Origin of the sequence: Mycobacterium sp. (assembly GCF_044223235.1) — a bacterium.
Taxonomy (GTDB): domain Bacteria; phylum Actinomycetota; class Actinomycetes; order Mycobacteriales; family Mycobacteriaceae; genus Mycobacterium.
In genome coordinates, this window is the sequence record NZ_JBGAME010000011.1 from 109591 (window position 1) to 135901 (window position 26311).

Annotated in this window: 23 protein-coding genes and 1 pseudogene; 11 read left to right on the plus strand and 13 right to left on the minus strand. The window is 69.8% G+C overall.

From position 1 onward, the window contains the following. Window positions 1–32: 32 nt before the first annotated feature. Window positions 33–1301, plus strand: coding sequence for a multidrug efflux MFS transporter Tap (tap, locus tag ADBZ6K_RS15575; RefSeq protein WP_526348196.1), 1269 nt, complete (start codon window positions 33–35; stop codon window positions 1299–1301). On the opposite strand, the gene ADBZ6K_RS15580 is transcribed toward tap, so the two are convergent. The 4 genes and pseudogenes from ADBZ6K_RS15580 to ADBZ6K_RS15595 form a co-directional block, all read right to left on the minus strand. Then, complete coding sequence (locus ADBZ6K_RS15580; protein WP_526348198.1) at window positions 1290–1949, minus strand: winged helix-turn-helix transcriptional regulator; 660 nt, start codon at window positions 1947–1949, stop codon at window positions 1290–1292. The two genes, tap and ADBZ6K_RS15580, sit on opposite strands and share 12 nt — an antisense overlap. A gap of 126 nt (window positions 1950–2075) precedes the next feature. Further along, window positions 2076–2468, minus strand: a pseudogene (locus ADBZ6K_RS15585) (siderophore-interacting protein); the annotation flags it as partial. Between the two features lie 54 nt (window positions 2469–2522). Then, window positions 2523–3677 (minus strand): acyltransferase family protein, encoded by a 1155-nt coding sequence (locus tag ADBZ6K_RS15590; protein WP_526348200.1) that lies wholly within the window; start codon window positions 3675–3677, stop codon window positions 2523–2525. 2 nt (window positions 3678–3679) lie between these two features. Further along, window positions 3680–5356: a DEAD/DEAH box helicase gene (locus ADBZ6K_RS15595; protein WP_526348202.1), complete on the minus strand. Its 1677-nt coding sequence runs from the start codon at window positions 5354–5356 to the stop codon at window positions 3680–3682. A 123-nt stretch (window positions 5357–5479) separates the two neighbouring features. On the opposite strand from ADBZ6K_RS15595, the gene ADBZ6K_RS15600 reads away from it, so the two are divergent. The 6 genes from ADBZ6K_RS15600 (at window position 5480) to ADBZ6K_RS15625 (ending at window position 14081) form a co-directional block, all read left to right on the plus strand. Continuing rightward, window positions 5480–6013, plus strand: a complete 534-nt coding sequence (locus ADBZ6K_RS15600) for an LppP/LprE family lipoprotein (RefSeq protein ID WP_526348254.1) — start codon at window positions 5480–5482, stop codon at window positions 6011–6013. A 75-nt stretch (window positions 6014–6088) separates the two neighbouring features. Next, a complete protein-coding gene (locus ADBZ6K_RS15605; protein WP_526348204.1) occupies window positions 6089–9508 on the plus strand; it encodes a TM0106 family RecB-like putative nuclease in 3420 nt (1139 codons plus the stop codon). 109 nt (window positions 9509–9617) lie between these two features. Next, window positions 9618–10103, plus strand: coding sequence for an SRPBCC family protein (locus tag ADBZ6K_RS15610; protein ID WP_526348206.1), 486 nt, complete (start codon window positions 9618–9620; stop codon window positions 10101–10103). Then, window positions 10090–11706 carry a phytoene desaturase family protein gene (locus ADBZ6K_RS15615; protein WP_526348208.1) on the plus strand — a complete coding sequence of 539 codons (1617 nt, stop codon included), beginning with the start codon at window positions 10090–10092 and terminating at the stop codon, window positions 11704–11706. The genes ADBZ6K_RS15610 and ADBZ6K_RS15615 overlap by 14 nt, the downstream gene beginning before the upstream one ends. A 191-nt stretch (window positions 11707–11897) precedes the next feature. Beyond that, window positions 11898–12170, plus strand: coding sequence for a DUF4235 domain-containing protein (locus tag ADBZ6K_RS15620; protein WP_526348210.1), 273 nt, complete (start codon window positions 11898–11900; stop codon window positions 12168–12170). 534 nt (window positions 12171–12704) lie between these two features. Continuing rightward, window positions 12705–14081 carry an HNH endonuclease signature motif containing protein gene (locus tag ADBZ6K_RS15625; RefSeq protein WP_526348212.1) on the plus strand — a complete coding sequence of 459 codons (1377 nt, stop codon included), beginning with the start codon at window positions 12705–12707 and terminating at the stop codon, window positions 14079–14081. Window positions 14082–14455: 374 nt separating this feature from the next. Here the strand turns inward: ADBZ6K_RS15625 and ADBZ6K_RS15630 are convergent, their stop codons facing one another. After that, window positions 14456–14875: a hypothetical protein gene (locus tag ADBZ6K_RS15630; protein ID WP_526348214.1), complete on the minus strand. Its 420-nt coding sequence runs from the start codon at window positions 14873–14875 to the stop codon at window positions 14456–14458. A 132-nt stretch (window positions 14876–15007) separates the two neighbouring features. After that, the gene (locus ADBZ6K_RS15635) at window positions 15008–15421 is read right to left on the minus strand and encodes an Rv0313 family protein (protein ID WP_526348216.1); all 414 of its coding nucleotides are present in this window, start codon (window positions 15419–15421) and stop codon (window positions 15008–15010) included. Window positions 15422–15576: 155 nt separating this feature from the next. On the opposite strand from ADBZ6K_RS15635, the gene ADBZ6K_RS15640 reads away from it, so the two are divergent. Next, window positions 15577–16140 carry a hypothetical protein gene (locus ADBZ6K_RS15640; protein ID WP_526348218.1) on the plus strand — a complete coding sequence of 188 codons (564 nt, stop codon included), beginning with the start codon at window positions 15577–15579 and terminating at the stop codon, window positions 16138–16140. Between the two features lie 9 nt (window positions 16141–16149). Here the strand turns inward: ADBZ6K_RS15640 and cmaA1 are convergent, their stop codons facing one another. The 3 genes from cmaA1 to ADBZ6K_RS15655 are packed head-to-tail and all read right to left on the minus strand — an operon-like array spanning window position 16150 to window position 18716. Then, window positions 16150–17034: a cyclopropane mycolic acid synthase CmaA1 gene (cmaA1, locus tag ADBZ6K_RS15645; RefSeq protein WP_526348220.1), complete on the minus strand. Its 885-nt coding sequence runs from the start codon at window positions 17032–17034 to the stop codon at window positions 16150–16152. Between the two features lie 37 nt (window positions 17035–17071). Further along, window positions 17072–17878, minus strand: coding sequence for an SGNH/GDSL hydrolase family protein (locus ADBZ6K_RS15650; protein ID WP_526348222.1), 807 nt, complete (start codon window positions 17876–17878; stop codon window positions 17072–17074). Between the two features lie 37 nt (window positions 17879–17915). Continuing rightward, window positions 17916–18716: a hypothetical protein gene (locus ADBZ6K_RS15655; RefSeq protein ID WP_526348224.1), complete on the minus strand. Its 801-nt coding sequence runs from the start codon at window positions 18714–18716 to the stop codon at window positions 17916–17918. 141 nt (window positions 18717–18857) lie between these two features. Here ADBZ6K_RS15655 and ADBZ6K_RS15660 point away from each other — a divergent pair, with 141 nt between their 5' ends. Both ADBZ6K_RS15660 and ADBZ6K_RS15665 read left to right on the plus strand, forming a co-directional pair. After that, window positions 18858–19076: an aminotransferase class I/II-fold pyridoxal phosphate-dependent enzyme gene (locus tag ADBZ6K_RS15660; RefSeq protein WP_526348226.1), complete on the plus strand. Its 219-nt coding sequence runs from the start codon at window positions 18858–18860 to the stop codon at window positions 19074–19076. A 49-nt stretch (window positions 19077–19125) separates the two neighbouring features. Further along, on the plus strand, window positions 19126–19596 hold the full coding sequence (locus ADBZ6K_RS15665) for an NUDIX hydrolase (RefSeq protein ID WP_526348228.1): 471 nt from the start codon (window positions 19126–19128) through the stop codon (window positions 19594–19596). On the opposite strand, the gene ADBZ6K_RS15670 is transcribed toward ADBZ6K_RS15665, so the two are convergent. The 4 genes from ADBZ6K_RS15670 to lysA form a co-directional block, all read right to left on the minus strand. Next, the gene (locus tag ADBZ6K_RS15670; protein WP_526348230.1) at window positions 19588–21105 is read right to left on the minus strand and encodes a serine/threonine-protein kinase; all 1518 of its coding nucleotides are present in this window, start codon (window positions 21103–21105) and stop codon (window positions 19588–19590) included. The two genes, ADBZ6K_RS15665 and ADBZ6K_RS15670, sit on opposite strands and share 9 nt — an antisense overlap. An 84-nt stretch (window positions 21106–21189) precedes the next feature. Further along, window positions 21190–21603 (minus strand): hypothetical protein, encoded by a 414-nt coding sequence (locus ADBZ6K_RS15675; protein ID WP_526348232.1) that lies wholly within the window; start codon window positions 21601–21603, stop codon window positions 21190–21192. A 99-nt stretch (window positions 21604–21702) separates the two neighbouring features. Then, a complete protein-coding gene (gene malQ, locus ADBZ6K_RS15680; RefSeq protein WP_526348234.1) occupies window positions 21703–23862 on the minus strand; it encodes a 4-alpha-glucanotransferase in 2160 nt (719 codons plus the stop codon). A 21-nt stretch (window positions 23863–23883) separates the two neighbouring features. Then, window positions 23884–25161 carry a diaminopimelate decarboxylase gene (gene lysA, locus ADBZ6K_RS15685; protein WP_526348236.1) on the minus strand — a complete coding sequence of 426 codons (1278 nt, stop codon included), beginning with the start codon at window positions 25159–25161 and terminating at the stop codon, window positions 23884–23886. A 95-nt stretch (window positions 25162–25256) separates the two neighbouring features. On the opposite strand from lysA, the gene ADBZ6K_RS15690 reads away from it, so the two are divergent. Further along, on the plus strand, window positions 25257–26311 hold a 1055-nt coding region (locus tag ADBZ6K_RS15690; RefSeq protein WP_526348238.1), incomplete at its 3' end, for an MFS transporter.

Here is a 26311-nt window from a genome sequence, read left to right on the forward strand (position 1 = left end):
CTGGCCGCACTGTTACATTCGGCGCGATTCCCATGGGCGACAATCAGCGCGCATCAAGGCGCGGACCGGTGCTACTCATCCTGTTCGCCGCGCTCATGGCGGGTGCGGGCAACGGCATCTCCATGATCGCGTTCCCCTGGCTGGTTCTGCAGCGCAACGGCTCGGCGGTCGACGCCTCGATCGTGGCGATTGCGGGCACCCTGCCGCTGCTGCTCTCCACCGTGATCGCCGGCGCCGCAGTCGACTACCTGGGACGCCGACGGGTGTCGATGATCTCCGACGCGCTGTCCGCGGCGTCGGTGGCCGCGGTGCCCGTGCTGGCCCTGGCCATGGGGGTGCAGGCGATCAACGTCGCGGTGCTGGCACTGCTCGCCGCCTTCGGCGCCGCATTCGATCCGGCGGGAATGACGGCCCGCGAGACGATGCTGCCCGAGGCGGCCGGGCGCGCCGGCTGGACCCTCGACCACACCAACAGCGTGTACGAAGCCGTCTTCAACCTCGCCTACATCGTCGGCCCCGGCATCGGCGGCCTGCTCATCGCCACCCTCGGCGGGGTCAACACCATGTGGGTGACCGCGGCCGCCTTCGGCCTGTCGATTCTCGCGATCGGCGTGCTGCGGCTGGAGGGTGCGGGCCGGCCCGACCGCAGCAAGATCCCCGAGGGCGTCTGGGCCGGCATCGTCGAAGGGCTGCGGTTCGTCTGGAACACCCCGGTGTTGCGCACGCTGGCGTTCATCGACCTCGCCGCCACCGGCTTGTACATGCCCATGGAGAGCGTGCTGTTCCCGAAGTACTTCACCGAACGCAACGAGCCCGCGCACCTCGGCTGGGTGCTGATGGCGCTGAGCGTCGGCGGCCTGGTGGGCGCCCTTGGTTACGCCGTGCTGTCGAAGCGCATGAGCAGGCGCGCGGTGATGCTCACCGCGGTGCTCACACTCGGGGTCGTCATGACCGTCATCGCGTTCCTGCCGCCGCTGCCGGTGATCCTGATCCTGTGCGCGATCCTCGGGCTGGTGTACGGGCCGATCGCGCCGATCTACAACTACGTGATGCAGACCCGCGCGCCGCAGCATCTCCGCGGCCGGGTGGTCGGCGTGATGGGATCACTGGCCTACGCGGCGGGCCCACTGGGCCTGGTGCTGGCGGGCCCGCTCGCCGACACCGCCGGGCTGCACGCGACGTTCCTGGCGTTATCGGTGCCGATGCTTCTGCTCGGCGTGGCCGCCGTCTGCCTCCCGGCCCTGCGCGATCTGGACCGGGCGCCGACCGTCGCCGCCGACCCGACCCCGTCAGACGGCTGAGGTGCGCACCCGCGGCGGCGCGATGACCTCGGCCAGCCGGCGCACCTGATCCGACTGGCCGGCGATGTGAAGCCGGCCGGCCGCGACCATCTCCGCCGCCTGGTCGGGGTCGATCGCGACGGCAAGCACGTCGGCCTGCCCCGTCAACGTCACGTCGGCGGCGACGTCGTCGGCGACGGCCTCGACGCCGTCGGACGTGATCCGGATGGTCGCACCGCCCTCCGGGGCGGCAAATCGTAACACCAGGTCCGGCCCCGACCGGTCCGGCCGCACGTAGGCACGCACAGCCCTGACCAGCCAGTCGGGCCGGAAGATGTCACCCGAATCGCGGTTCGCGAGCAGATGGCGGCCCCACCGGGCGAACTCGTTGAGGACATCCTCAAGTGCCACGCCGTCGGCAGTGAGTTCGTACACATTGCCGGTCGCGGGCTTGGGCAGGCCGCGTTTGCGAACCAGCCCGTTTCGTTCCAGATCGCGAAGCCGCCCGGCGAGCATGTCGGTGGCGATCGGCGCCAGCCCGGAATGCAGGTCGACGTAGCGCTTCGGTCCCGTGAGCAGATCGCGAACGATGAGCAGCGTCCAGCGGTCACCGACCAGATCGAGGCTTTTGGCGATGGCGCAGTGCTGTCCATACGAGCGGGATGCCATCCGGTCAGTTTAACTGCGACTTGGTTCCAACAAGTTCAATCTTGCGATTTCCAAGTGCGCACAAACGCGCCGCCGGGCACTTGGCGACGTCAGGCCACCCAGTAGGCCTGCGCCTTGATCGATTTGCGCGGGATCGGGAAGGGCGAAGCTGCTGCCGAGGACCGTCGCCTCGATCGTGTCCCCGGGCTGCGCGGCCTGTGCCCACCGCGACGCCACACCGCCGTGCAGGGCGAACTCGATGTCGACCCTGTCCGCGCCAGAATTCGGATTGACCAGGGTGTAGCCGCGTTGGTGCAGCCGTGCAGGAGCATTCACCTCGGCATCGTCGGCAAACCAGAGGCGGATACACGTCGTCGGGTGCGGCGCGCGGTCGGCCAGCAGTCCGCCCGCGGAGAAACTCAACCGCAGGTAATGCGCACTGATCTCGCGCCGCCCGGTCACGGTCAGCCGGTACTCCCCCGCCCGTAGCAATCTGAGCACCGCTCCGGAAAAGCCCCGCGACACGATTTTCTCGGTCATCCGCCCACCTCCATCACTACTTAGGGCAGCATAACCTTACTTGAACGGTCGGGTTTACCCCCGTACCCGGGTGAACCGGTGCAGCAGCCAGGCCAGCGGGATCGTGACGATCAGGGTGGCGACGAGCAGATTCGCGGGCGAACCGGTGTAGATCGGGTAGCCCAGGATGTCGACCATCACCAACTCCATGGTGATCAGGTGGATCAGGAAGATCTCGTAGGAGATCTCGCCGAGGAACACCATCGGCCGGCTGGCCAGGAACCGGGAATACCAGCCGCGGTTTCCGAGCGCGAGCGGCGCCACCAGCAGCGTCGAGATCACCAGGTAGAAGGCCGTCTTGGCCAATGCCTCATGCAGTTCGGCGGGCGAGGTGGTGGGCGCGCCCGCGATCGGGGTGGACACGATGAAGAAGCAGATCACCGCCAGCGGGATGCACACCAGCGCGTACGCACGGACCCCCATCGGCTGCAGCACCGCCAATGCCATCCCGCCGACGAACCACGCGATGTAGGTCGGCAGCCACAGCCGCGCACTGTCGGGCAGAAATCCGGTGGTGTGCACGAGGACCAGCCACAGCGGTGAGATCGCCGCGACCGCCGTGAGCCCCGCCAGCAGCAGGCCGGGCCGCCAGGCGCGTCGGCACAGCACCACCAGCAGCACATAGGCCAGCGCAGGCAGCACGATGTAGAACGCGACCTCGACCGCCAGGCTCCACATCTGCGTCAAGCCCTGATGCAGGAACGAGTACAGGTAGTTGTCGGTGTAGATCTGGGTCAGGGTGAGATTGCGGAACAGCCCAATCCAGGTCTGGCCGGGATTGGGGCCCCCGGTGCGGAAGTGGTAGACGAGGTAGGCCACCAGCACGGTGACGACGTAGGCGGGCATGATGCGCCGGATCCGATGCCAGGCATACCGGCGCACCGACGGCGCCGTGCCGCCCGAGACCGCCGCGAGCACCCACGGCCGGAACAACAGGAAGCCCGACAGCACGAAGAAGATCGGGACGCCGATCTCCATCCGCGAGTAGATCAGCCCGAGATAGCCCTGCGGATACTTTCCGGTGGTGTAGGCGGCGTGGGTGGCCACCACCAGCAGTGCGGCGACCGCGCGAATCCCGGTCAGAGAGGCGACCCGTTGGGCGGTGGTGACCGATTCCAAACCACCCTGCGCCTCGAGGTCGTCGACGCGTTTCTGACTGGAGAGGCTCAAAGTCACGGGTGCTTTCGACGCGGCTTCGACGATCCGCGGTCGAGTTGAAGGTTGATCTTGACCCCGGAGATGCGGGTCTCCTCGAGGGCTTTGAGCGTTTTCCTGGACAGGTTGGCCGGCAGCTCCACGAGGGAGAAGTCGGGCCGGATGGTGATGTGCCCGAAGTCGCTGCGGTGCAGCCCGCCCTCGTTGGCGATGGCGCCGACGATGTGTCCGGGCCCGACCTTGTGCCGTTTGCCCACCGAGATGCGGTAGGTCGCCAACCCCTCGGCGGGCTGCCGGGGTGCCCGTTCGGGCCGCTCACGCCGCTCGTCGTCGCGCCGGCGCCGCTCCGGCGGCGGCTCGACCATCAGGAACTGCTCGCCGTCGCGGGATTGCACCGCCAGCGCGGCGGCGATGTCGGCCATCGGGACGTTGTTGTCGCGTTCGTAGTCCTCGATCAGCCTGCGGAACAGCTCGATGCCCGACGCCTCCAGCGCATCGGTGATGGAGTCGCGGAACTTCGCCACCCGCTGGGCGTTGACGTCCTCGACACTCGGCAGCTCCGCCTCGACCAGCTTCTGGCGGGTGGCCTTCTCGATCGAATTGAGCAGGTGGCGCTCGCGGGGCGTGACGAACAGGATCGCGTTACCCGACCGCCCGGCGCGGCCCGTGCGGCCGATGCGGTGCACATAGGACTCGGTGTCGTGCGGGATGTCGTAGTTCAGCACGTGGGAGATGCGTTCGACGTCCAGGCCGCGGGCCGCGACGTCGGTGGCGATCAGGATGTCGACGGTGCCGTCCTTCAGCGCGGTGATGGTCCGCTCACGCTGCGCCTGCGCGATGTCACCGTTGATTGCCGCCGCTGCGAAACCGCGGGCCCGCAGCCGTTCGGCAACCTCCTCCGTGGCCTGTTTGGTGCGGACGAACACGATCATCGCCTCGAACGGCTCGACTTCGAGCACACGTGTCAGCGCATCCATCTTGCGTGGGCCCGCCACCTGGATGTAGCGCTGCGAGATGTTCTCGGCGGTCGCGGTCTTCGCCTTGACCGTGACCTCGACCGGGTCGTGCAGGTATTTCGTGGTGATCTTGCGGATTGCCGGCGGCATGGTGGCCGAGAACAGCGCGACCTGCTTGTACTCCGGGGTGTCGGCCAGGATCCGCTCGACATCCTCCGCGAAACCCATCTGCAGCATCTCGTCGGCCTCGTCCAGCACGAGGTAGTCCAGCCGCGACAGGTCGAGGGTGCCGCGCTCCAGATGGTCGATCACCCGGCCTGGCGTGCCGACCACGACCTGGGCGCCGCGCCTCAGTCCGCTTAGCTGCACGGCGTAGGACGACCCGCCGTAGACCGCCAGGACGTGGACGTCGGGCAGATGCGCCCCGTAACGGCCGAACGCCTCTGCGACCTGCAGCGCCAGTTCGCGCGTCGGGGCCAGGACCAGCGCCTGCGTCGCCCTGTTCGACGGGTCGATCTTGGACAGGATCGGGATCGCGAACGCCGCCGTCTTACCCGTTCCGGTCTGCGCGAGACCGACGACGTCGGAGCCTGCGAGCATGGCCGGAATCGTTGCGGCTTGGATGGCGGAGGGCGACTCGTATCCGACGTCGCTGACCGCCCGCAGCACCGCTGGGTGAATCTGCAGGTCAGCAAAGGTGGGTTCGGCGCCGTCTTCGGGCGGCTCAGGCACGGTCATCGGTACAGGAGTCTAGTGGCCGAACCGACGAAATCCGGCCGCGCGCCTGCACGACGAGGCGCGCGACGGCCGGTACGGTGCCCAGTTGTGAAGCAGGCCGGTGTGGTTTCCACCGCCGCCACCATGTGCGCGGCGGCGCTGGCAGTGCTGACCGGGTGCGGATCGGGCGACTCCACGGTCTCCAAAACGCCCGAGGCGTCGGCCGTCCCTGCCGCCCCTTCGGCCGCCGCACCCCCGCCGACGCAGCCTCTGACCACGGCTAATGCCGCGCCGGAGGCCGACCCCTGCGCGGTCGACCTTGCCGCGCCCGAGATCGCAAGGGCGGTCTCCGAGCTGCCTCATGACCCGCGCAGCCGCCAGGCCTGGAGTCCCGAACCGCTTGCGGGCAACTACAACGAATGCGCGCCGCTGTCGGCGGTGATCGTCCGCGCCAACACCAACGCCGAGAACCCCAACACCCGCGCCGTGCTGTTTCACCTCGGCAGGTTCATTCCCACCGGTGTGCCCGACACCTACGGGTTCAACGGCATCGACAACTCCTCGACCACCGGCGACACCGTCGCGCTGCTCTTCGACGGCGGGACCCCTGGGCTGGCAAGCGTCGTGCGATTCCGGTGGAACGGCAACGGCGTCGAACTGATCGGCAACACCGCCTGACACTCGCCCCTTCGTCGCGGAGTACGCGGAGTTCGCGGTGCGGGGGTGTCGGGACGCTCGCCTACAGTTGCGGACGTGTTCCTGGCGTCTGACGGGGCCGACCGCGTCATCTACAGCGCGTCCGACCTGGCCGCGGCCTCGCGGTGCGAGTACGCCCTGCTGCGGGCCTTCGACGCGCAACTCGGCCGGGGACCCGCGGTCGCCGCTGCCGACGACCTGCTGGCCCGCACCGCCGAACTCGGCGCCGAACACGAGCAGCGCCACCTCGACGAGCTGCGCGCCCAGGACCAGGACGCCGTCACTGTGATCGGCAGACCGGCCTATACCGTCGCCGGTCTGACCGCCGCGGCGGAGGCGACCGTGCAGGCGGTGCAGCGCCGCGCGCCGAAGATCTACCAGGCGGCCATGTTCGACGGCCGGTTCGCCGGCTTCGCCGACTTCCTGCTGTTCGACGGCACCCACTATCGGCTGCGAGACACCAAGCTCGCCCGCTCGGTGAAGGTCGAGGCGCTGTTGCAGCTCGCCGCGTACGCCGACGCGCTGGCCAGCGCCGGTGTTCCGGTACGACCGGAGGTGGAGCTGATACTCGGCGACGGCACCGTCGGGACGTACCGCGTCGACGAGCTGCTGCCGGTCTACCTGCCCCGTCGGGCGGCGCTGCAGCGCCTGCTCGACGAGCACCTTGCGAGCGGTCTGCCGGTGTCGTGGGATGACCCGGGGGTGCGGGCGTGCTTCCGGTGTCCCGAATGCAGCGCCGCGGTCCGCGAACGCGACGATCTGCTGCTGGTCGCAGGCATGCGGGTCAGCCAGCGGGCACGCCTGATCGACGCGGGCATCACCACCGTTCGGCAGCTGGCCGCCCACAGCGGCCCCGTTCCCGCTTTGTCGGCGCGCACGTCCGCGGCGCTGGCCGAGCAGGCGCGTCTGCAGATCGCGCCGCGGGTCAACGGCAAGCCGCCCTACCAGGTCGTCGACGCGCAGCCGCTCATGGTGCTGCCCGACCCAGACAGGGGCGACCTGTTCTTCGACTTCGAGGGCGACCCGCTGTGGACCGCCGACGGCAGGGACTGGGGCCTGGAGTACCTGTGGGGTGTACTCACCGCAACCGATGATTTCCAGCCGCTGTGGGCGCATCACCGGGCCGGTGAACGGGCCGCGCTGGTGGATTTCCTGACCTTGGTGCGCAAGCGGCGCAGACGGTATCCGGGCATGCACATCTACCACTACGCACCATACGAGAAGAGCGCCCTGCTGCGGCTGGCAGGACGGTACGGCGTCGGCGAGGACGACGTCGACGACCTGCTGCGCAACGGCGTTCTTGTCGACCTTTTCCCGTTGGTACGCAAGGCCGTTCGCGTTGGCACCGAGAACTACAGCATCAAATCGCTTGAGCCGCTGTACATGGGCGCGCAGCTTCGCGACGGTGAGGTCACCACGGCCGCGGACTCCATCACCCAGTACGCGCGGTACTGCGATCTGCGCGACCGGGGCCGCGACGACGAGGCCGCGATCGTCCTCAAGGAGATCGAGGAGTACAACCGCTACGACTGCCGCTCAACCCGCAGGCTGCGGGACTGGCTGCTGGCCAGGGCGATCGAGTCCGCCGTCCCGCCCAGGGGGCCGCAGGCGGTGCGGCACTCCGGTGCCGCGGAGGAGGCCGACGCGGTCGAGCGCAGGCTGCTGGGATTCGCCGGTGACGCGATCGGGCAGCGGAGCGCCGAACAGCAGGCCGTCGCGATGATCGCGGCGGCGCGTGGGTTCCACCGCCGCGAGGACAAGCCGTACTGGTGGGGGCACTTCGACCGGCTGAACAACCCAACCGACGAATGGGCGGACAACACAGGCGTTTTCGTCGCGGACCACGCGCGGGTGGTCGCCGTCTGGCACACGCCGCCAAGGGCGCGCAAACCGCAGCGCCGGGTCGAGCTGACCGGGGAACTCGCGGCGGGCGACCTCGGCGCGGACATGTACGCGCTGTACGAGCCACCCGCCCCCGAGGGGTTGAGCGACGATCCCGACCGGCGAGGGTTCGGCTCGGTCGAGGTCGCCGAGGCCGACGACGCGGACGCCCCCACCCGCGTCGTCGTTGTCGAGAGGCAACCCAAGGACGGTGATGTGTTCGCGCAGTTGCCTTTCGCGCTGACCCCGGGTCCACCGATCCGGACCACCGCGATGCGGGAGTCCATCGAGGCCACCGCGGCCGATGTCGCCGCCGGGCTGCCCGCGCTGCCCGCGAACGCCATGCTGGACCTGCTGCTGCGCCGCCCGCCGCGCACCGTCAGCGGCGACCCGCTGCCCCGGACCGGCGCAATCGCCGACGACATCTCGGCGGCTCTGCTCGATTTGGACGGCTCGTATCTGGCGGTGCACGGCCCGCCGGGGACGGGTAAGACGTTCACCGCCGCAACGGTGATCGCACGGCTGGTCAACGACCATCGCTGGCGGGTGGGTGTGGTCGCCCAGTCGCATGCCGTGGTGGAGAACCTGTTCGGCGGCCTGATCGACGCCGGGGTTGACCCGCCGCGGGTGGCCAAGAAGCGCAGCAGCGCCAACGGGAATTGGCAGGACATCGACAACGCGGAGTTCCCCGGCTTCATCGCAGGGCACGACGGCTGTGTGGTCGGTGGCACGGCGTGGGATTTCGCCAACGGCACCAAGATTCCCCGGGGATGCCTCGACCTGCTGGTGGTCGAGGAGGCCGGACAGTTTAGCCTGGCCAACACCATCGCCGTCGCACCTGCCGCGAGGAATCTGCTGCTGCTCGGCGATCCGCAGCAGCTGCCCCAGGTCAGCCAGGGCACCCACCCCGAACCGGTGGACAGCTCCGCGCTGGGATGGCTGGTGGAGGGCAGGGACACACTGCCGACCGAGCGCGGCTACTTCCTCGAACTGTCCTATCGGATGCATCCCGCGGTGTGCGCCGCGGTCTCACGCCTGTCCTACGACAACCGGCTGCGCTCGGCCGAACGCCACACCACGGCGCGGCGCCTGGCCGGTCACGCGCCTGGGGTGCGTACGCTGCTGGTGGACCACGACGGCAACTCGACAAGCAGCCCGGAAGAGGCGGCGGCGATCGTCGCCGAGATCGGTCGTTTGATCGGCTCGGACTGGACCGACGAGAACGGCACCCGTCCGCTGGAGCCGACCGACGTCTTGGTCGTCGCGCCATACAACGCGCAGGTGGTGCTCATCCGCGGCGCGCTCGGGGCTGCGGGACTCGCCGATGTCGACGCCGGCACCGTCGACAAATTCCAGGGCAGGCAGGCGCCGGTGGTGTTCGTATCGATGACGGCGTCCTCGATCGACGACGTCCCGCGCGGCATTTCCTTCCTGCTGAACCGCAATCGGCTCAATGTCGCGGTGAGCCGGGCCAAGTACGCCAGTATCATCGTGCGATCACCGACGCTGACGGAGTATCTACCCGCCACTCCCGAGGGCCTGGTGGGGCTTGGCGCGTTCCTGGCGCTGCCGTCCGCATCGAGCGGCCGTGTTTGACGGCACGAGGGGCGGGTATCACAGCCCCGATCCGGAGGCTGACCTTTCTGATCTTTTGCGAGCGGGGAGCCCGTCGCGGCCTCCGGGAGCCAGCGGAATGGAGGCCGGAATGACGACACCGACGGCGCGGCGGCTTGTGGGCGCGACGCGGGAACGGGTGTGGGACGTGATCGCCGACGGCTGGTGCTACTCGCAGTGGGTGGTCGGCAACAGCCGAATGCGTGCGGTCGAAGAGTCTTGGCCCGCACCGGGTTCGGTGATCGAACACTCCGTCGGGGTGTGGCCGCTGGTGGTCAACGACCGCACCGAAGTGCAGGAGTGCCGACCGCATGAGGAGCTGGTGCTGCTGGCGCGGCTCGGTCCGATCGGCGCCGCACGCGTGCGCCTACGGCTGACCGACACTCCCGACGGGGGCTGCCGCATCGAGATGACGGAGACACCGGTGACAGGCCCGATGGCGTTGCTGCCCGATCGGGTGGCGCAGCTGGCGGTGTATCCGCGCAACCGCGAATGCCTGTGGCGATTGGCGGCGTTGGCCGAGCGGCGACAGTCCGATGCCCCCGATGCCTCCGATGCCTCCGATGCCTCTGTCTGACTCCGCGGACGCTGTGGTGATCGGCGCCGGACATCACGGCTTGGTGGCGGCGGCGATTCTGGCCGATGCGGGCTGGGATGTGCTGGTGCTGGAGGCACAGGACTCGCCCGGAGGGGCGGTCCGCAGCGCGCAGCTGACGCCGGGTTACGTCACCGACCTGTTCAGCGCGTTCTATCCGATGGCCGCGGTGTCACCGGCGCTGAGGGATCTCCACCTGGAGGACCACGGTCTGCGCTGGTCGCATGCCCCTGTGGTGGTGGGTCACCCCGAATCAGGTGCGGCGGAGGACGCGCCGGTGATCCATCCTCAGGTAGCGCGGACGGCCGCCGATCTCGATCGGCGCCACCCCGGCGATGGTGAGCGCTGGATCCGTCTTTTCGAGCTGTGGTCATCTGTCAAGGAGCCGCTGCTGCAGGGGTTGTTCGCGCCGTTCCCGCCGGTGCGGCCGGTGAGCCGGTTGCTGCGGTCACTCGGCGCGGGTGGCGCACTGGATCTTGCGCAGCTCTTGTTGATGCCGGCGACGTCGATGGGCGAACGGCTGTTCTCCGGACCTGCACCGCGGCTGCTGCTGGCAGGCAATGCCATGCATGCCGATGTGCCGCCCGATGCACCGGGCAGCGGCCTGTTCGGATTCCTGCTGACGATGCTGGCGCAGGACACCGGCTGGCCGGTGCCGGTCGGCGGCGCAGGCGAGTTGACTCGTGCGCTGTCCGATCGCGCGCGCCGGTCCGGGGCCGTCATCGAATGCGGCCAGGAGGTGAGCGCCATCGAGGTGCGGGGCACCCGGGCGGTCGCGGTGCGCACCGTCGGCGGTAGACGAGTGCAGGCCCGCAGGGCGGTGATCGCCGATACCTCCGCACCGGCCCTGTTCGGCCGCCTGCTGCCGGCCGACGCGGTTCCGGCGCGGTTGCGGCGTCAGGTCGGCTCGTTCGTCTGGGATACCCCGTTGGTGAAGGTCAATTATGCAATGGCGCAACCGATTCCGTGGCGATCGGCGAATCTGCGCACCGCCGGGACGGTGCATCTCGGCGCCGACACCGTCGGCCTTGTCCGATGGATGGCGGACCTGTCCACCGGGCAGGTGCCCGACCACCCGTTCCTGCTCCTAGGGCAGATGACCACCGCGGACCCGTCGCGCTCCCCAGCGGGCACGGAAAGCGCTTGGGCCTACACACATCTGCCGCGTGGGATCACCGATGACGCGGCCGCCGAGGGACTTGCCGCGGCGATGGACCGGGTGATCGAGGAGCACGCCCCTGGTTTCGCCGACGCCGTCGCGCACCGTTCGGTTCAGCGGCCGGGAGACCTCGCGGCCGCAGACGCCAACCTGCACGGGGGTGCCGTCAACGGCGGCACCGCCCAGTTGTTCCAGCAGCTGGTGTTCCGACCGTTCCCAGGACTGGGTCGCGCCGAGACACCCGTCGAACGCCTCTACCTGGGCAGCGCAGCCACCCACCCCGGCGGCAGTGTGCATGGCGTCTGCGGGCGCAACGCTGCGCTGGCGGCATTGGCGGGCGACGGTCGCGTCGGCGCCCTGCGCAGGCGGGTTTCGCAGCGCGTGCTGCGCAGCCTGGCCGGCGGCGAGCGCCACACCCTGCCGTGAGCGCTCCATCGTTGGAATCAGGCCATCGTTGGACAGGCCGGTCCGTTGCTGCCGGCGGAGCGCCGAGATTTGCGCGACGGTTGTGGCGAGCGGTTGTTGACGACCGTGACGTAGGAATCGGTGCAGTGCACGTTTGAGGGGTATGGCCACCGGGTACCACGCCCGGAGCAACCCGAACCCAGGAGGACCCCGTGAGCCGCGCGTCGAAGGCCTTGTATCTACCGCTTTCGATCGGTGTCAGCGTGGCGGGTGGCATCGCGGCAGGCTCGGTCTTCAACCAGATTTGGAAACGCGTCGACGACAGCAAGCAACCGCCGCCGGATCCCAAGGATCTCAATCGTTCGGCGGCGGCCGCACTGTTCGCCGCGGCGTTACAGGGGCTGGTGTTCGGCCTGGTCCGGGCGGCCGTCGATCGCGCAAGTGCGCACGGGTATCAGGCAGTGACCAACGAATCTCCGGTGTAATCCACCAACGCACAACCGGTTAGCCCGCCGCTCAGCGAGCACTTCCGACCGATGAGCTTTGCTCTTTGGTGGCGCGCGCCACGCGTCGATCGTGGGCACGTTGACGGACGGGGGCTTCATCCTGACCAGGTCGGCGGCACTAGCCCACTATTGCGCGACGACGACTCTCACGTTGGCGGGCTTGCATGTTTTGAGGCGCACGCTGTGATGGATTCCGTTGGGGCGGTGGGGGTCCAGTGGCCTTGGTGGGTACCGAGATTTGTCGGACCCTCGAACTAGTGTTCGATGTATGGAGTTGGTGGCGGCGACCGCAGCGTTGGACGCGCTGGATGCGGCGTTCGACACGCTGGGCGCGTTGCCGCTGCAATCCCTGACCCACCCCGAACAACTCACGGTGCTCGACCGGCTGGAAACCCTGCGCCGGCGTCAACCCGCGCTGGACCACCGGCTGCTGGCGCAGCTGGCCGCGCACGCCTCTCCGATCGCGTTGGGCGCCAAAACCCTGGCCGACGTGCTGGCCGAACGCAACTCACGGTGCTCGACCGGCTGGAAACCCTGCGCCGGCGTCAACCCGCGCTGGACCACCGGCTGCTGGCGCAGCTGGCCGCGCACGCCTCTCCGATCGCGTTGGGCGCCAAAACCCTGGCCGACGTGCTGGCCGAACGGTTGCGGATCTCCACCGGTGAAGCGCGGCGCCGGTTGGCCGAGGCCGCCGATCTGGGCCCGCGCCGCGCCATCACCGGGGAGGCATTGGAACCGGTGCTGGCGCGCACGGCCGCCGCCCAAGCCGCCGGGCAGCTCAACGCCGAACACGTCACGATCATCCGCCGCTTCTTCGACGACCTGCCCCACGCGGTGGACCATCAGACCCGCCAGTGCGCCGAAGCCACCCTGGCCGAGGTGGCCGCCGGACACCGCCCCGAAGGACTGCGCACGGCTGCGCGCCGGCTGGCCGCCCTGATCGACCCCGACGGCACCCTCACCGACGACGCTGACCGGGCCCGCAAACGCGGCCTCACCCTGGGCAAACAGGGTGTGGACGGGATGTCGGCCCTGTCCGGTTACCTCGACCCGCTGGCACGGGCCACCCTGGAAGCGGTATGGGCCACACTGGCCGCCCCCGGCATGGCCAACCCCGACGACAACACGCCGATCGTGGCTGGGCAACCCTCCGAGGAACAGGTCCGCCGCGACATCCGCACCACCGCCCAACGCCACCACGACGCGTTGACCGCCATGGGCCGCGCCCTGCTGGCGTCGGGACAGCTCGGCCAGCACAACGGGCTGCCCGCCACCATCATCATCACCACCACCCTGCAAGAACTCGAATCAGCGGCCAGCGGGGCGCTGCGCCCTGCCGGGGTGACCGGCTACGCGCTGACCGCCGGGGGCAGCGTGGTGTCGATGCGCGACGTGGTGCGCCTGGCCAGCCACGCCTACCAATGCCTGGTGGTGTTCGACAACCACCGCCAGATCCCGCTCTACCTCGGCCGCACCAAACGATTGGCGTCGGCCGGGCAGCGCCTCGTGTTACTGGCCCGCGACCGCGGCTGCACCAAACCCGGCTGCACCACCGGCGGCTACTACACCCAGGCCCACCACGTCACCGGCTGGGCCACCGACGGGCACACCAACATCGACGACCTCACCCTGGCCTGCGGCCCGGACAACCGGCTCATCGAAACCACCGCATGGACCACCCACACCCGCGACGACGGCCTCATCGAATGGACCCCCCCACCCCACCTCGACACCGGCCAACACCGCATCAACCACCTCCACCACCCCGAACGCCTCCTCGCGCTCGCCAACAACGACAACAAGCAGGGCAACGGCAACGACAACGGCAACGACGACAAAAGGGAGGACGCCGACAACGAGGACGAAGTGGACGAACAGGACAGCGGATGACAACCGATGCGGCGGGGAGCCGAGCGCCCCGGGGCTTGTCGGGCACCAATGGCGCCCGACAAGAAAGCCGCACACCCGGACAGCTAACCGGCGCTCCACCTCCCGGCCTCGCTGACCGGCAGGTTGGCCGACCTCGATGCCGGCGATATCGAAACCCTCCTCACCGCGACCCACGGGCTCCCGCCGCAACTGCCCGACGACACAGCGAACAACACCGCCAACCAGATCACCACCCGCACCACGGCACAACCAGCAGGCCGACGATTCAATACACGATCACCTCGGCTGCGGATAAATGTGTCGCACCCCCGCTCGGCGGTCGATAACGGGGCGTCTGTCCGGTTTGGCCGGTGCCAACCAGCCGTCTGTGCTGATCAGGCCGGGTGGAAGCCGGTGCCGGTGAGGATGCCCGGTTGCCAGCCTCGCGCCCCGAGGCACAGCATCGGCCTGCCGTCGGGGGACTGGGCGGCGGCCTGCGGACCCGGGCACGGCGCGCCGACGTCTTTGACCCCGTACAGCGGATAGGAGGCAACCCAGAAACCGGTGTAGATCGGGGGCCACTGGTTGGGTATCCAGCGGCACTGCAGTGCCTCGCCGCCGGGTCCGCGCCCGAACACGTTGGTCTGCCAGCTGGTGCACGGCCCCCCGAGGTGGGCGTCGTAGCTCATGCCGGGTACGTCGGTGGAATAGCGGCCCGGGTCGTCGGGGTACATCGGGGGCTGGGCCGTCGCGGCCGGGGCGAGACCGACCACCGCCGCGGTAAGCGCACCGGCGAGCAACAGTTCGCGAATCATCTGCCATCCCCAGGGTCGACCGGATAGGTGGCCTCGGGCGGGTCCGGCAGACCCGCCGGCCTGAGCGTAACGGGTGCAGCGGCAGCGAAGTCTGCTTTCCCGGTACCTCGTCTTTCCCGGTACCTCGGGTACCTATTCCGGGTGGCCGGAATCGGTGTGGGACTGCGGGGCGTCGAGGACGCTCACGGCAATGCCGTACGGCAGGAACCGGACTTTGCGGGACGGGTCGGTGTTGGACTTGTTCGCCCGCAGCGCGTCCAGCTCCGTGGGATACACCTGTTCGATGTGGGCGCCGCCGTCGGAATCCACCGTGTAGATCGCCCACACCCCGTCACCGGTCTCGCCGGTGGTCTCCGGCCGCGGGCGGGAGCGTCGGGAGAACTCGTCGAACAACGTGCCCCACCCCGCCCGGTCACCCGAATTCGAGAACATCCGGCTGATCCCGTCGAGCGCTTCACGCAGCCCTTCGCCCGCCTCGCGGGCAACCCGGTCGAAGTCGTCGGGATCGAAACCAAACGGTCCGCCGTTAGCCCCGCCATTAGCCATGCCGTCCTCCTTCTGGCGCCCTGTGACACCAGGGTAGCTACCAGTGTGCCCGTGCCGGTGCAGGCCGGAAAACCACGGGCGGATACGGCCCGCGTCGTGGGGTTTCGGCCGGGTTGCCATGCTGCGGCCGCGCGGCGTGAGAACGTATCAGAACCATGCCTGACCACCAGTACGTGACCTATGAGGAGTTCGGACGACGGTTCTTCGAGGTTGCAGTGACCGAAGAACGCGTCGGCGACGCGATCGGCGCGATCGCGGGCGATGCGTTCACCATCGGCCCCATCGCGCAGGGCCCCGGCAAGCTCGCCAAGGTCACCGCCAACGTGACGATCCAGCCGCCCCGGGTCACCCGTCACATCGGCGAGATGATCACGTTCACCATCCGAATCCCGCTCGAGATCGACATGGTGGTGGATCTGCGCATCGACCGACCCCGCTTCGTCGTGTTCGGCGACATCGCCCTGCGAGCCACCGCCCGCGCCGCCGAGCCGCTGCTGCTCATCCTGGACGTGAAGAAACCCCGACCGTCGGACATCTCCATCCACGTGACGTCCAAATCGCTGCGGGCCGAGGTGGTGCGCATCATCGGCGGGGTCGACGGCGAGATCAAGCGGTTCATCGCCGCGCATGTGGCCGGTGAGATCGACAGCCCGCAGGCGTTGGAGGCGCAGGTGATCGACGTCGCCGAACGGCTCGACGCGGCGTGGTCGGGTATCTGAGCGTAGGGATTACTGGGCGCGCAGGGTGAACTGGTTGACGTCGATGTAGCCGACCCGGAACAGGTCGGCGCAGCCGGTGAGGTACTTCATGTACCGCTCGTAGACCTCCTCCGACTGGATCTCGATGGCGTCCTGCTTGCGTGACTGCAGCGCCGCCGCCCAGATGTCGAGGGTCCGGGCGTAGTGCGGTTGAAGCGACTGCACCCGCTCGACGGTGAAGCCGCCGGCCTCGGCGCGTTCGGACACCATCGGGATGGACGGCAGCCGTCCACCGGGGAAGATCTCGGTGACGATGAACCTGATGAACCGGGCGAACTCGAACGACAGCGGCATCCCGCGCTCGACCATCTCCGTCGGGTGCAGGCCGGTGATGGTGTGCAGCAGCATCACCCCGTCCTCGGGCAGCACCCGGTGCGCCATCGCGAAGAAGTCGTCGTATCGCTCGTGGCCGAAGTGCTCGAACGCGCCGATCGACACGATCCGGTCGACGGGCTCGTCGAACTGCTCCCAGCCCTGCAGCAGGACGCGCTTGCCGCGCCCGCTCTCGGACTGCGCGAGCCGCCGCCCGACGTGCTCGGACTGATTGCGGCTCAGGGTCAGCCCGACCACGTCGACGTCGTAGGTCTCCAGGGCCCGCATCAACGTGGAACCCCAGCCGCAGCCGATGTCGAGCAGCGTCATCCCCGGCTGCAGTCCCAGCTTCCCGAGCGCGAGGTCGATCTTGGCGAGCTGGGCCTCCTCGAGTGTCATGTCGTCGCGCTCGAAGTAGGCACAGCTGTAGGTCTGGGTCGGGTCGAGAAAGAGCCGGAAGAACTCGTCGGACAGGTCGTAATGGGCCTGGACGTCCTCGAAGTGCGGGGTCAGAGCGTCCCGTCCGCGCGGTGGTTTCGCCATCGTGTCAGCGTACGAGCTCCGATGCCGCCGGGGCCGGCTAGAGCATCGGCGCGCCGGAGCTGTCGCTGGCCGTCGCTGCGGCACGCACGCTGCGGGGCACCGGTCGGCGCGCGGTGCGCCCATCGCCGACGGAGTGCCCGCTGGTGTGGCGCCAGAGCCACGGCATGAGCATGTTCTGCGTCCAGAGCAGCTGGGAGTGCGCCCGCGAGCGCAGGGACACCCGTGCCGGTGCGCCGGACACGTTGGCCCAGTCGTGGTTGCTGCCGGGCAGGCCGATGGCCTCGGCCGCGGCGGCGGCGAACAGCAGGTGGCCCTTGGTGGAGCCGTGTACCCGATCGGGACTCCAGGTGTCGGGTTCGGTCATCGAGGGTGCGCGGTAGAGGTCGACCAGCCGGAAGCCGTGCCTGCCCGCCGCGGCGGTGATCGCGTCGTTGATCTGCTCCACCCGGGCGGCCAGCAGTCTGCCGACCGGGAGGATCCGCGCGATGTCGGGGAACGTGGTGGTGACGACGGTCGCGCCGGTCCGGGCCAGCCGTTCATAGAGGAGGTCGAGGTCCGCCAGCGCCGCGTCGAACGTTCGGCCAGGACGGGTCACGTCGTTCATCCCGACGCACAGCGTGATCAGATCCGGGCTCATCGGCAGGGCGCGGGGGAGTTGTTCGTCGAGCACATCCCTGATCCGCCTGCCGCGCACCGCGAGGTTGGCGTACACCAGGCCCGGGTGGTGTGCATCGACGAGCCCGGCCAGCCGGTCGGCGAACCCGACCAGACCTGCCACGTCGTCGCCGTCCCACAGGCCCTCGGTTTGGCTGTCTCCCAGCGCGACATAGCGGGTGTACCGCACGACGGTGACTCTAACGGCACCCGCCGGCCACAGCTGGTTACAGCACCCGGGGCAACCGGCTGAGGTTCAGGGTTCCCATCCCGCTGAGCTGATTGAGGAGGTCGTCGAGCACCTTGCGCGGAATCGGCTGCCGGAACTCTCGCAGCGTGCCGCTGATCGACATCTGGCCGGATTGGAAGGTGAGACCGGTCAGGGTGAGGCCGGAGGGTAGCGGGGGCAACCGCAGCGGGTAGGCCGGCATCCGCGTCGGCAGGCCGAGGCGGGATCGGCGCAGTGTCAGGCCGTGGGGCCGCAGCCACAGGGTGGAACCGTCGATGGTGGCGTCGACCTCCAGGTTGCCCCAGCCTGGCCGGCCGGCCAGGCGCACCCGGGGGATCCCGTCGGCGCCGATGTCGGCAGACAGCCGGGGGACCGCCCACCGGATGAGCTCGTCGAGGGCCGTCGACTGGATGTCCAGCGTCAGATCGACCGGTGCGGCCACCAGCACCGGCGGCGCGGACGGCCGCACATGCACGTTGTGCAGGACCGCCGTGGCCCGCTCGAACCGGGTGTCGTTCCATTCGATGTCGCTGGCGGCGATTTGGACGTCGTTGAGCTGGCCGACGGACAACGAGGCGAGGTCGAGGCGGGAGTCGAATTCGGTGACGTTCAGCGTCAGGTCGCCGTCGTCGAGCCGGATCGTCAGCGTGCGGCCGACGACCAGGCGGCGCAGCTGGGTGAACACCGTGCGGTAGGCCACCGCCGCGCCATTGCTGACCGGCCCGACCGCCGCCGTCGACCACAACGAGGTCAGCATGTCGAGCGGACGGAACGGATCCCAACCCCGAGGCGGCGCCATGCCACCAGCATCCACTGTGGACGCGGCGCAGAGAAGCACCCCGGCCGGTCAGGCGTGGCGATGAGCTGACGGGTGACGGCCGCCGCACGGTCAGCGCATCGGCGCATCGGATTGTAACGTGGCTTGAACGCCGTTCGGCTTGTGGTCAATCGACTGATCGGAACGACGACATCGAGCGGTACGACACTCGCCTCGGACGTCGAGGTGGCGCAGCACCTGCTGGACCGCGCAGGCGTCGTCGTCATCGCGGGCTCGGCCTACGGATACCGAGATCACTTCCGCGCCAGCTTCTCCCTGTCGGAGTCCGTCATCTGCGCAGCTGTCGAAGCGATTGCCCACGCAGTCGACTCGTTGAGCTGACTGCGTCGCGCTGTGCGACATCGACGCCCGGCACTGACAGAATCGTGCCGTGCCGGCACGGAGCGCGGGGCTGTTGTTGTACCGGGTGACCGACGGCGTCGTCGAGGTCCTCATCGGCCATCCGGGCGGCCCGTTCTGGGCACGTAAGGACGACGGCGCATGGTCGATCCCCAAGGGGGAGTACACCGACGGGGAGAATCCTTGGGAGGTGGCGCAGCGCGAATTCCGTGAGGAGCTCGGCAAGGAGCCGCCGACCGGACCCCGTCTCGACCTGGGTCCGGTCAAACAACCCAGCGGCAAGATCGTGACGGTGTTCGCCGTCCGCGGCGACCTCGATCTGGTGGACACCCACAGCAACACGTTCACGCTGGAATGGCCGAAGGGCTCGGGCACCATGCGGGAGTTCCCCGAGATCGACCGGGTGGCGTGGTTTCCGTTGCCCGCCGCCCGGACGAAGCTGCTGAAGGGACAGCGCCCCATCCTCGACGAGCTGATGCGGCGCTGCGGTCCGTCAGGATAGGGGTCCGTCGGCGCGGTTGCTCAGCCGGATCGCCTCCCGGCATTCACGCCGGGTCAGCCCGGTCTGCTGCATGCACACCCGCACCGGCGTCTCCTGCTCGGGCGGCAGCACGTCGTCGGTGGGTGCGGCGGTGACGGTGGGCTCGGGAACGGTGCCCTGGATGGTCGACCAGATCGACGACCCGGTGGATTGCAGGACCGAGCAGTACGCGGTGGTGCCGCTGGCGGTGGTGGCGGTGCTTCCCACCGGCGAGCAGCCTGCCCCGATCACCGCGGCGGCGGGGGCAGCCTCGGCGGCGGTAGCAGTCTGGGTTTCGGTGGGCTCGACCGTTTCGGCCTCGGTTGCCGTCTCGACCTCGGTCGCGGTGGGCGGTGGCGCCGGACTGGAAGTCGTGGAGGCGGTCGTCGCGGCGGTCGTGGTGTTCGTCGCGGCGGTCGTCGCGGCGGTCGTGGTGGTCGCCTGCGCTGCGGGCGGTGCCGCACGCTCGTCGTCGGCCCGGCGGAACTCGGTGATCGCCACCACGACCGCCACGATCAACAGCACCGCCAGCACCACCGGAACAAGGACCCCGGCGCGCAGCAGCGGGCGCCTGCTGTCGTCCGGGGTGCGCGGTGTCGCGGCAGTGGCCAGCCGGGTCTCGGCCGTCGCGTCGTCCACGTCGAATTGGGATCGAGGCGAGTGGGGTGAGAGCGCCCTGGCGAAGTCGACGCAGTGTTCGTAACGGTCGCCGGGTTCCTTGGCCAGCGCCTTGGCCAGCACGGGATCCAGTGCCGCCAGTTCGGGACGACGATCCCCGACCAGCGGGGGCGCGGCGTTGAGGTGCTGGCTGATCACCACAGCCGGGTTGCTGTGCTGGAACGGAGGGGAACCCGTCAACAGGTGAAAAGCGGTGGCGGCCAACGCGTATTGGTCAGATCGGCCATCCAGACTGTCCCCCATCAGCTGCTCGGGGGACGCGTAGGCCAGGGTGCCCACCGTCATGTTGGTGGCGGTCAACCCGCTGACGTCGTCGGCCCACCGGGCGATGCCGAAATCGGCGAGCATGACTCGCTGATCGGCCGACTCCGGTTCGGCCAGCAGGATGTTGGCGGGTTTGACGTCGCGGTGCAGCAGGTTTCGCTGATGCGCGTAGTCCAGCGCCGCGGCCACCGCGGAGATGATCGCGGCGGCCTCATCGCGGGGCAGCCCGCCGGGATGGCGTTCGCGCAGCAAGCGGCCCGCGTCGGTGCCCTCGACGTAGTCCATCGAGATCCAGAGCTGACCGTTGTCTTCACCGCGGTCGTGCACGCCGACGATGTGCGGATGCCACAGGGTCGCCGCGATGTCGGCCTCGCGGTGAAACCGCTCCCGGTATTCGGGGTCGGCGGAGACCGTCCGCGGCAACACCTTCAGCGCGTCGCGGCGGGGCAGCCGCGGGTGCTGCGCCAGATAGACCTCGCCCATGCCGCCGGAGCCCAGAAGCCGGATGACGGTGTAACCGGCGAACGTCGCGCCCTCGCTCAACGGCATGCGCGGAATAGTACTGAAGGTCGGTCGGCGCCCGCGCCGCCTGAAGGGCCGCCGCCCGCTACAGACGCGAGCGGTTCCGGGACGTCAGGCCGGCGGCGGGGTGCCCGCGCCGGGAGCGCCGGCGATCGGGACGACGGGGGTCGGCGTGACCGTGGTGACGCCGTTCGAGCCGATCGACGGGGCACCGGGAATTGCCGAGTCCTTGAGCTGGTCGGCGGCGTCCTGCGAGCAGTCCAGCATCAGCACCATCTTGCCGTTCTTGGTCACCTTCTGGGAGTTGACCAGGCACTGGGACTGCGGCAGCACGCTGCCGAATGAGCCGCCGAACTGGGTTGTCACGCCCTGGCTCTTCAGGATCGCGATCGCCTTCATGTAAGGCTCACCGACGACGTTGTAGGAGGACATGTCCACCGGCTGCGAGCTGGCCACACCCGTGCCGATCACCACGGCCGAGCCGGCGGCGGCGATGCCGGCCCCGAGTACGAGGAGCTTCTTCACGTCGACCTCCGTCGGTTGTGGTAGCGGTGCGAACATATCGCAGCGGTAACAAAAGTGAAACCGGTAAACAGTCGCCGGGCGTTACAGACCACTCTCTGGTCACTCCCGGGTGCTGGTCACGGCGGCGCGCATCACCTCGGCGAGGGCAGCCGCACCCGGGTCGGCGAACACGTCCTCGAGCAGCAGCGTGCGGCCGTCGGGGCCGCCGAGCGGGACCCGCCAGTTCGGGTACTCGTCGGTGGTGCCCGGCTGGTTCTGGGCCCGCCGCTCGCCGACCGCGTCGACCAGCGCGAGCGCCAGCAGCTTCGACGGAGTGCGCCCCAGGTAGCGGTACAGAGCCGCAACGACGGCGTCGGGGGTCTCGTCGCCGGGGGCGCCGGGGTCGAGTGCACCGGACCGGCGCAACTCGGCCAGCCAGGCGGCTTGCGCCGCTTGGTCGTCGGCCAGCTCCTGCTCGGCCGGGCGGGTGAGCAGACCCAGCTCCTCCCGCAGCCGGACGTGTTCCCCGGCCAGGTAGCCGGCAGTCGGCGGCAGGTCATGGGTGGTGACCGACGACAGGCAGTACTCGCGCCACCGCCAGGCCTCCAGCGGCCCGCCGGATCCATGGTGGTCGTACTCGAACCACAGGATGGAGGTGCCGAACACGCCGCGTTCGCGCAGGTAGTCGCGCACCCACGGTTCGACCGTGCCGAGGTCCTCGCCGACGACGACCGCACCGGCCCGGTGGGCCTCCAGCGCGACGATGCCGATCATCGCTTCGTGGTCATAGCGCACGTAGGTGCCCGCCGTCGGCAGCGCGCCCTGCGGGATCCACCACAGCCGGAACAGCCCGATGATGTGGTCGATGCGGATCCCGCCCGCATGCCGCAGCATCGCGTTGACCAGGGCCCGGAACGGTTCGTACGCCAGCTGGGCGAGCTGATCGGGCCGCCATGGGGGCTGCGACCAGTCCTGGCCCAGCTGGTTGAACTCGTCCGGCGGAGCGCCGGCGGCGACACCCAGCGCCAGCACATCCTGCAGCGCCCACGCGTCGGCACCGTCCGGATGCACGCCGACCGCCAGGTCGTGCATGATGCCCAGGCTCATGCCCGCGCCGATCGCGGCCGACTGCGCGGCGGTGAGCTGGTCGTCGAGCTGCCACTGCAGCCAGCGATGGAAGTCGACCGCGTCGGCGTGCTCGGCGGCGAACTCGGCGACGGCCGGGCCGGCCGGATGCCGCACCGGCTGCGGCCAGGTGTGCCAGTTCGCGCCGTACTTCTCGGCCAGCGCACACCACACCGCGAAGTCGTCCAGGCTGCGGCCCTCGCGGGCCCGGAACGCCTGGTAGGCCAACTCGCGGCCGGCGGAGCGCTCCACCCGGTACACCGCCGCCAGCGCGGCGCGTTTCACCCGCCACGCCGCGTCGCGGTCCACCAGCTCGCGCCGGTCGGCCCGGTGCTGCGCCGCCGCCTGCGCCTTGCCGATCCGCCTCCGCTTGCCGACGTAGGCGAACTCCGGGACGGCCTCCACCCGCAGATACATCGGATTGAAGAACCGGCGCGACGTCGGCAGGTACGGCGAGGGTTCCATCGGCGCCGTCGGCGCGTCCGCGTGCAGCGGGTTGACCAGGACGAAACCCGCCCCGTGCCGCGCCGCGGACCACACCGCCAGGTCGGTCAGATCCGTCAGGTCCCCGATGCCCCACGACCGCCGGGACCGCACGCTGTACAGCTGGGTGGCCAGGCCCCACGCCCGCCGGGCGCCCAGCCGTGCGGGTACCGCCACCGAGGCGGGCGAGACGATCACCGCGGTGCTGGTGGTGAAGGAACCGACCCGCAGGTGCAGTCGGTGATAGCCCAGCGGCAGGTCGGCCGGCAGTTCGAAGGTCGCCTCGCCGATCCAGCGGCCGTCCAGGTCGTACGGCGGGCGGTTGTTGTCGAGCTGACGCAGGCCGGACCGCACCCCGCCGTCCTCCAGCTGGACCCAGACCTGCGCCGGATCGCCGTGGGTGACGTGCACCCAGAACGGCGCCGCGGCGCCGGCCCGGCCCACCACCATCGGCGGCAGCGAACGCGCCCAGTAGTCCCGGTCGTGGGCGGTCAGCGCGGCGCTGCGGTCGGCGGCGGTGGCGGCCGGCACGCCGAGCGCAGCGAGCACGTCCACCAATGTGGACTCCGGGACGGCGACATGCCGACCCGTCCAATCCCAGAATTCGGTTGCGACGCCGTAGCGGTGCGCCAGTTCGACCAGGGCGGCCGCGGGCGCCGCAGATTCTGACATGGCGCCAATCTTGCCGGACGCTCAGCCGACGTCGCGGCTGAGCAGGTCCTCCCAGGTGTCGCGCCGCACCACCAGCCGGGCGTTGCCATCGCTGGCGAACACCACCGGCACCCGCCGGGCGCCGTTGTACTGATTGGACATGGTGTAGCAGTACGCGCCGGTGACCGGCACCGCCAACAGGTCGCCGACCGCCGGTTCGCGCAGCGCAACGCCGTCGACCAGGACGTCACCGGACTCGCAGTGCCGCCCGACCACGGTCACCGTCTCACCGCCGCCGACCCGGTCGGCGATGGTCGCCTCGAACCGCTGCCCGGTCAACGCCACGTCGAGGTTGTCGCCCATGCCGCCGTCGACCGCGACGTGCACGATCTGACCGCGTTTGATGGTGGTCACCCGGTAGATGGTGCAGCCACTGGCGGCCACCATGCTGCGGCCCGGTTCCACGATGATCCGGCTGCCGCTCGGCAACAAGGCCCTGGCCTGCTCCATCATCGCGTCGGCGTAGGCGTCCAGGCTGGGTGCATGCTCGGCGTAGGTGTAGCGGGAACCCAGCCCGCCACCGAGGTCGTACACCTCGAAGGTGCCCAGCTTGGCGATCGGCGCCACCGCCGCGGCCAGCTGTTCGACGTTGAGCAGCTGCGACCCGACGTGGGTGTGCACGCCGTCCAGCCGCATCTTGGCGCTGCGCTCGATGCGGGCGATCGCCTCGCGGGCGGCGTCCGGCATCAGCCCGAACTTGGAGCCGGCGTGCCCGGTGGCCTGCGAGGCATGGGTCTCGGCCTCGATGCCCGGGATGACCCGGACCAGACAGGCCTGCTGGCGGCCGGCCGGCACGATCCGCTCCAGCCGGTCGATGTCGTCGAAGTTGTCCACCACCACCAGGCCGAGGCCGTTGTCGACCGCCAGCTGGAGCTCCTCGTCGGTCTTGGCGTTGCCGTGCAGGACCAGCCGGGCCGGATCGGCACCGGCCCTGATCGCGGTCACGATCTCGCCGCCGCCGGCCACGTCCAGGTGCAGACCCTCCTCGACCATGACCCGCTGCACCGCGGTGCACGGGAAGGATTTCGACGCGAACGCCACGTCGGCGCGCGGCCAGCGACTGTGGAAGGCGGCCAGATAGTCGCGGGCGCGCTGACGCAGGGCGTCCTCGGCGACGATGATCGCCGGCGTGCCGAACTGCTCGGCCAGGTCATCGAGCCGGCAGCCGCCGACCACCAGGGTGCCGTCGCTGTCCAGACGGGTTCCGGGCGGGAAGAGTCCGACCAACTCGTCGGTGCTGGAATCGGTTTGGGTAAGCATCGCCATAGCGTGCCACTCGCCGCGGCGGTGTGTGGCGGCCGGGCGGAAACACGACGGAAATCGTCGTGGCGGCCGCTTGGGTAAGGTCGCCGACGATGCCCGCCGGACAACTCGCACCCGTCACCACGCGCGACCGCCGGTCCCGCGTCGCGGTCGGCGCGCTGTTCCTGACCAACGGCGCGATCTTTGCCAACCTGCTGCCCCGGTACCCGGAGATCAAGGCCGACCTGCAGTTGTCGAACGTGGTCTACGGCGTGTCCGTGGCGGCGTTCTCCGCCGGCGCGTTGGTGGCGGGGCTGGCGGCGGCCGCGCTGATCCGCCGGTTCCGCTCGTCGCGGGTGGCGGTGGCGGGCACCGTCATCATCGCGGTGTTCGTTTTCCTCGCCGGGCTGGCGTCCGCGCCGGCCGCCCTCGCGGCCGCGCTGTTCGCCGCCGGCGCCGGCGACGCGGTCACCGACGTGGCGCAGAACGCGCACGGCCTGCGGGTGCAGCGCAACTACGGCCGGTCGATCATCAACTCGTTCCACGCGGTGTGGGCGGCCGGGGCCGTCCTCGGCGGTGGGATGGGCGCCGCCGCGATCGCGCTGCACATTCCGCGGGCCACCCACCTGGGCATCGTGGCGGTGCTGTTCAGCGCGGTGGTGCTGGCCGCCTACCCGTACCTGCTGCCCGGCGACGACCATGACGACCATCCGGCCGCCCGGGGCGGCGACGGCGCGGGCTCGGGTGTGCGGGTCTACGCGCTGCTGGCCGCACTGGTGGCGATCGCGACCGCGGGGGCGTTCATCGAGGACGCCGGCAGTTCGTGGGCGACGCTGTACCTGCAGACCAGCGTCGGCGCACCCGCCGCGGTGGCGGCCTTCGGCTACATCGCGCTGGCGGGTTCGATGTTCGTCGGACGGCTGGTCGGCGATCGGATGGTGGACCGGTTCGGGGAGCGGGCGGTGGCCCGCGTCGGCGGATTCATCGCCGCCGCAGGCATGGGGTGTGCGCTGGCGTTTCCCAGCGTGCCGGGTACCATCGCCGGTTTCGCCGCGGCCGGTCTCGGCGCCTCCACGCTGGTCCCGGCCGCCATGCACGCCGCCGATCAGCTACCGGGGCTGCGGCCGGGCACCGGCCTGACCGTGGTGGCCTGGCTGATGCGGGTCGG

What these genes read in the sequence shown, in the direction of transcription:
- ADBZ6K_RS15635 (WP_526348216.1), bottom strand. Translation starts at nt 15,421, where the DNA reads ATGGCTAATGGCGGGGCTAACGGCGGACCGTTTGGTTTCGATCCCGAC.
- ADBZ6K_RS15595 (WP_526348202.1), bottom strand. Translation starts at nt 5,356, where the DNA reads ATGACCGTGCCTGAGCCGCCCGAAGACGGCGCCGAACCCACCTTTGCT.
- ADBZ6K_RS15610 (WP_526348206.1), top strand. Translation starts at nt 9,618, where the DNA reads ATGACGACACCGACGGCGCGGCGGCTTGTGGGCGCGACGCGGGAACGG.
- malQ (WP_526348234.1), bottom strand. Translation starts at nt 23,862, where the DNA reads ATGTCAGAATCTGCGGCGCCCGCGGCCGCCCTGGTCGAACTGGCGCAC.
- cmaA1 (WP_526348220.1), bottom strand. Translation starts at nt 17,034, where the DNA reads ATGGCGAAACCACCGCGCGGACGGGACGCTCTGACCCCGCACTTCGAG.
- ADBZ6K_RS15600 (WP_526348254.1), top strand. Translation starts at nt 5,480, where the DNA reads ATGTGCGCGGCGGCGCTGGCAGTGCTGACCGGGTGCGGATCGGGCGAC.
- ADBZ6K_RS15655 (WP_526348224.1), bottom strand. Translation starts at nt 18,716, where the DNA reads ATGGCGCCGCCTCGGGGTTGGGATCCGTTCCGTCCGCTCGACATGCTG.
- ADBZ6K_RS15580 (WP_526348198.1), bottom strand. Translation starts at nt 1,949, where the DNA reads ATGGCATCCCGCTCGTATGGACAGCACTGCGCCATCGCCAAAAGCCTC.
- ADBZ6K_RS15630 (WP_526348214.1), bottom strand. Translation starts at nt 14,875, where the DNA reads ATGATTCGCGAACTGTTGCTCGCCGGTGCGCTTACCGCGGCGGTGGTC.
- ADBZ6K_RS15615 (WP_526348208.1), top strand. Translation starts at nt 10,090, where the DNA reads ATGCCTCTGTCTGACTCCGCGGACGCTGTGGTGATCGGCGCCGGACAT.
- ADBZ6K_RS15640 (WP_526348218.1), top strand. Translation starts at nt 15,577, where the DNA reads ATGCCTGACCACCAGTACGTGACCTATGAGGAGTTCGGACGACGGTTC.
- ADBZ6K_RS15670 (WP_526348230.1), bottom strand. Translation starts at nt 21,105, where the DNA reads ATGCCGTTGAGCGAGGGCGCGACGTTCGCCGGTTACACCGTCATCCGG.
- tap (WP_526348196.1), top strand. Translation starts at nt 33, where the DNA reads ATGGGCGACAATCAGCGCGCATCAAGGCGCGGACCGGTGCTACTCATC.
- lysA (WP_526348236.1), bottom strand. Translation starts at nt 25,161, where the DNA reads ATGCTTACCCAAACCGATTCCAGCACCGACGAGTTGGTCGGACTCTTC.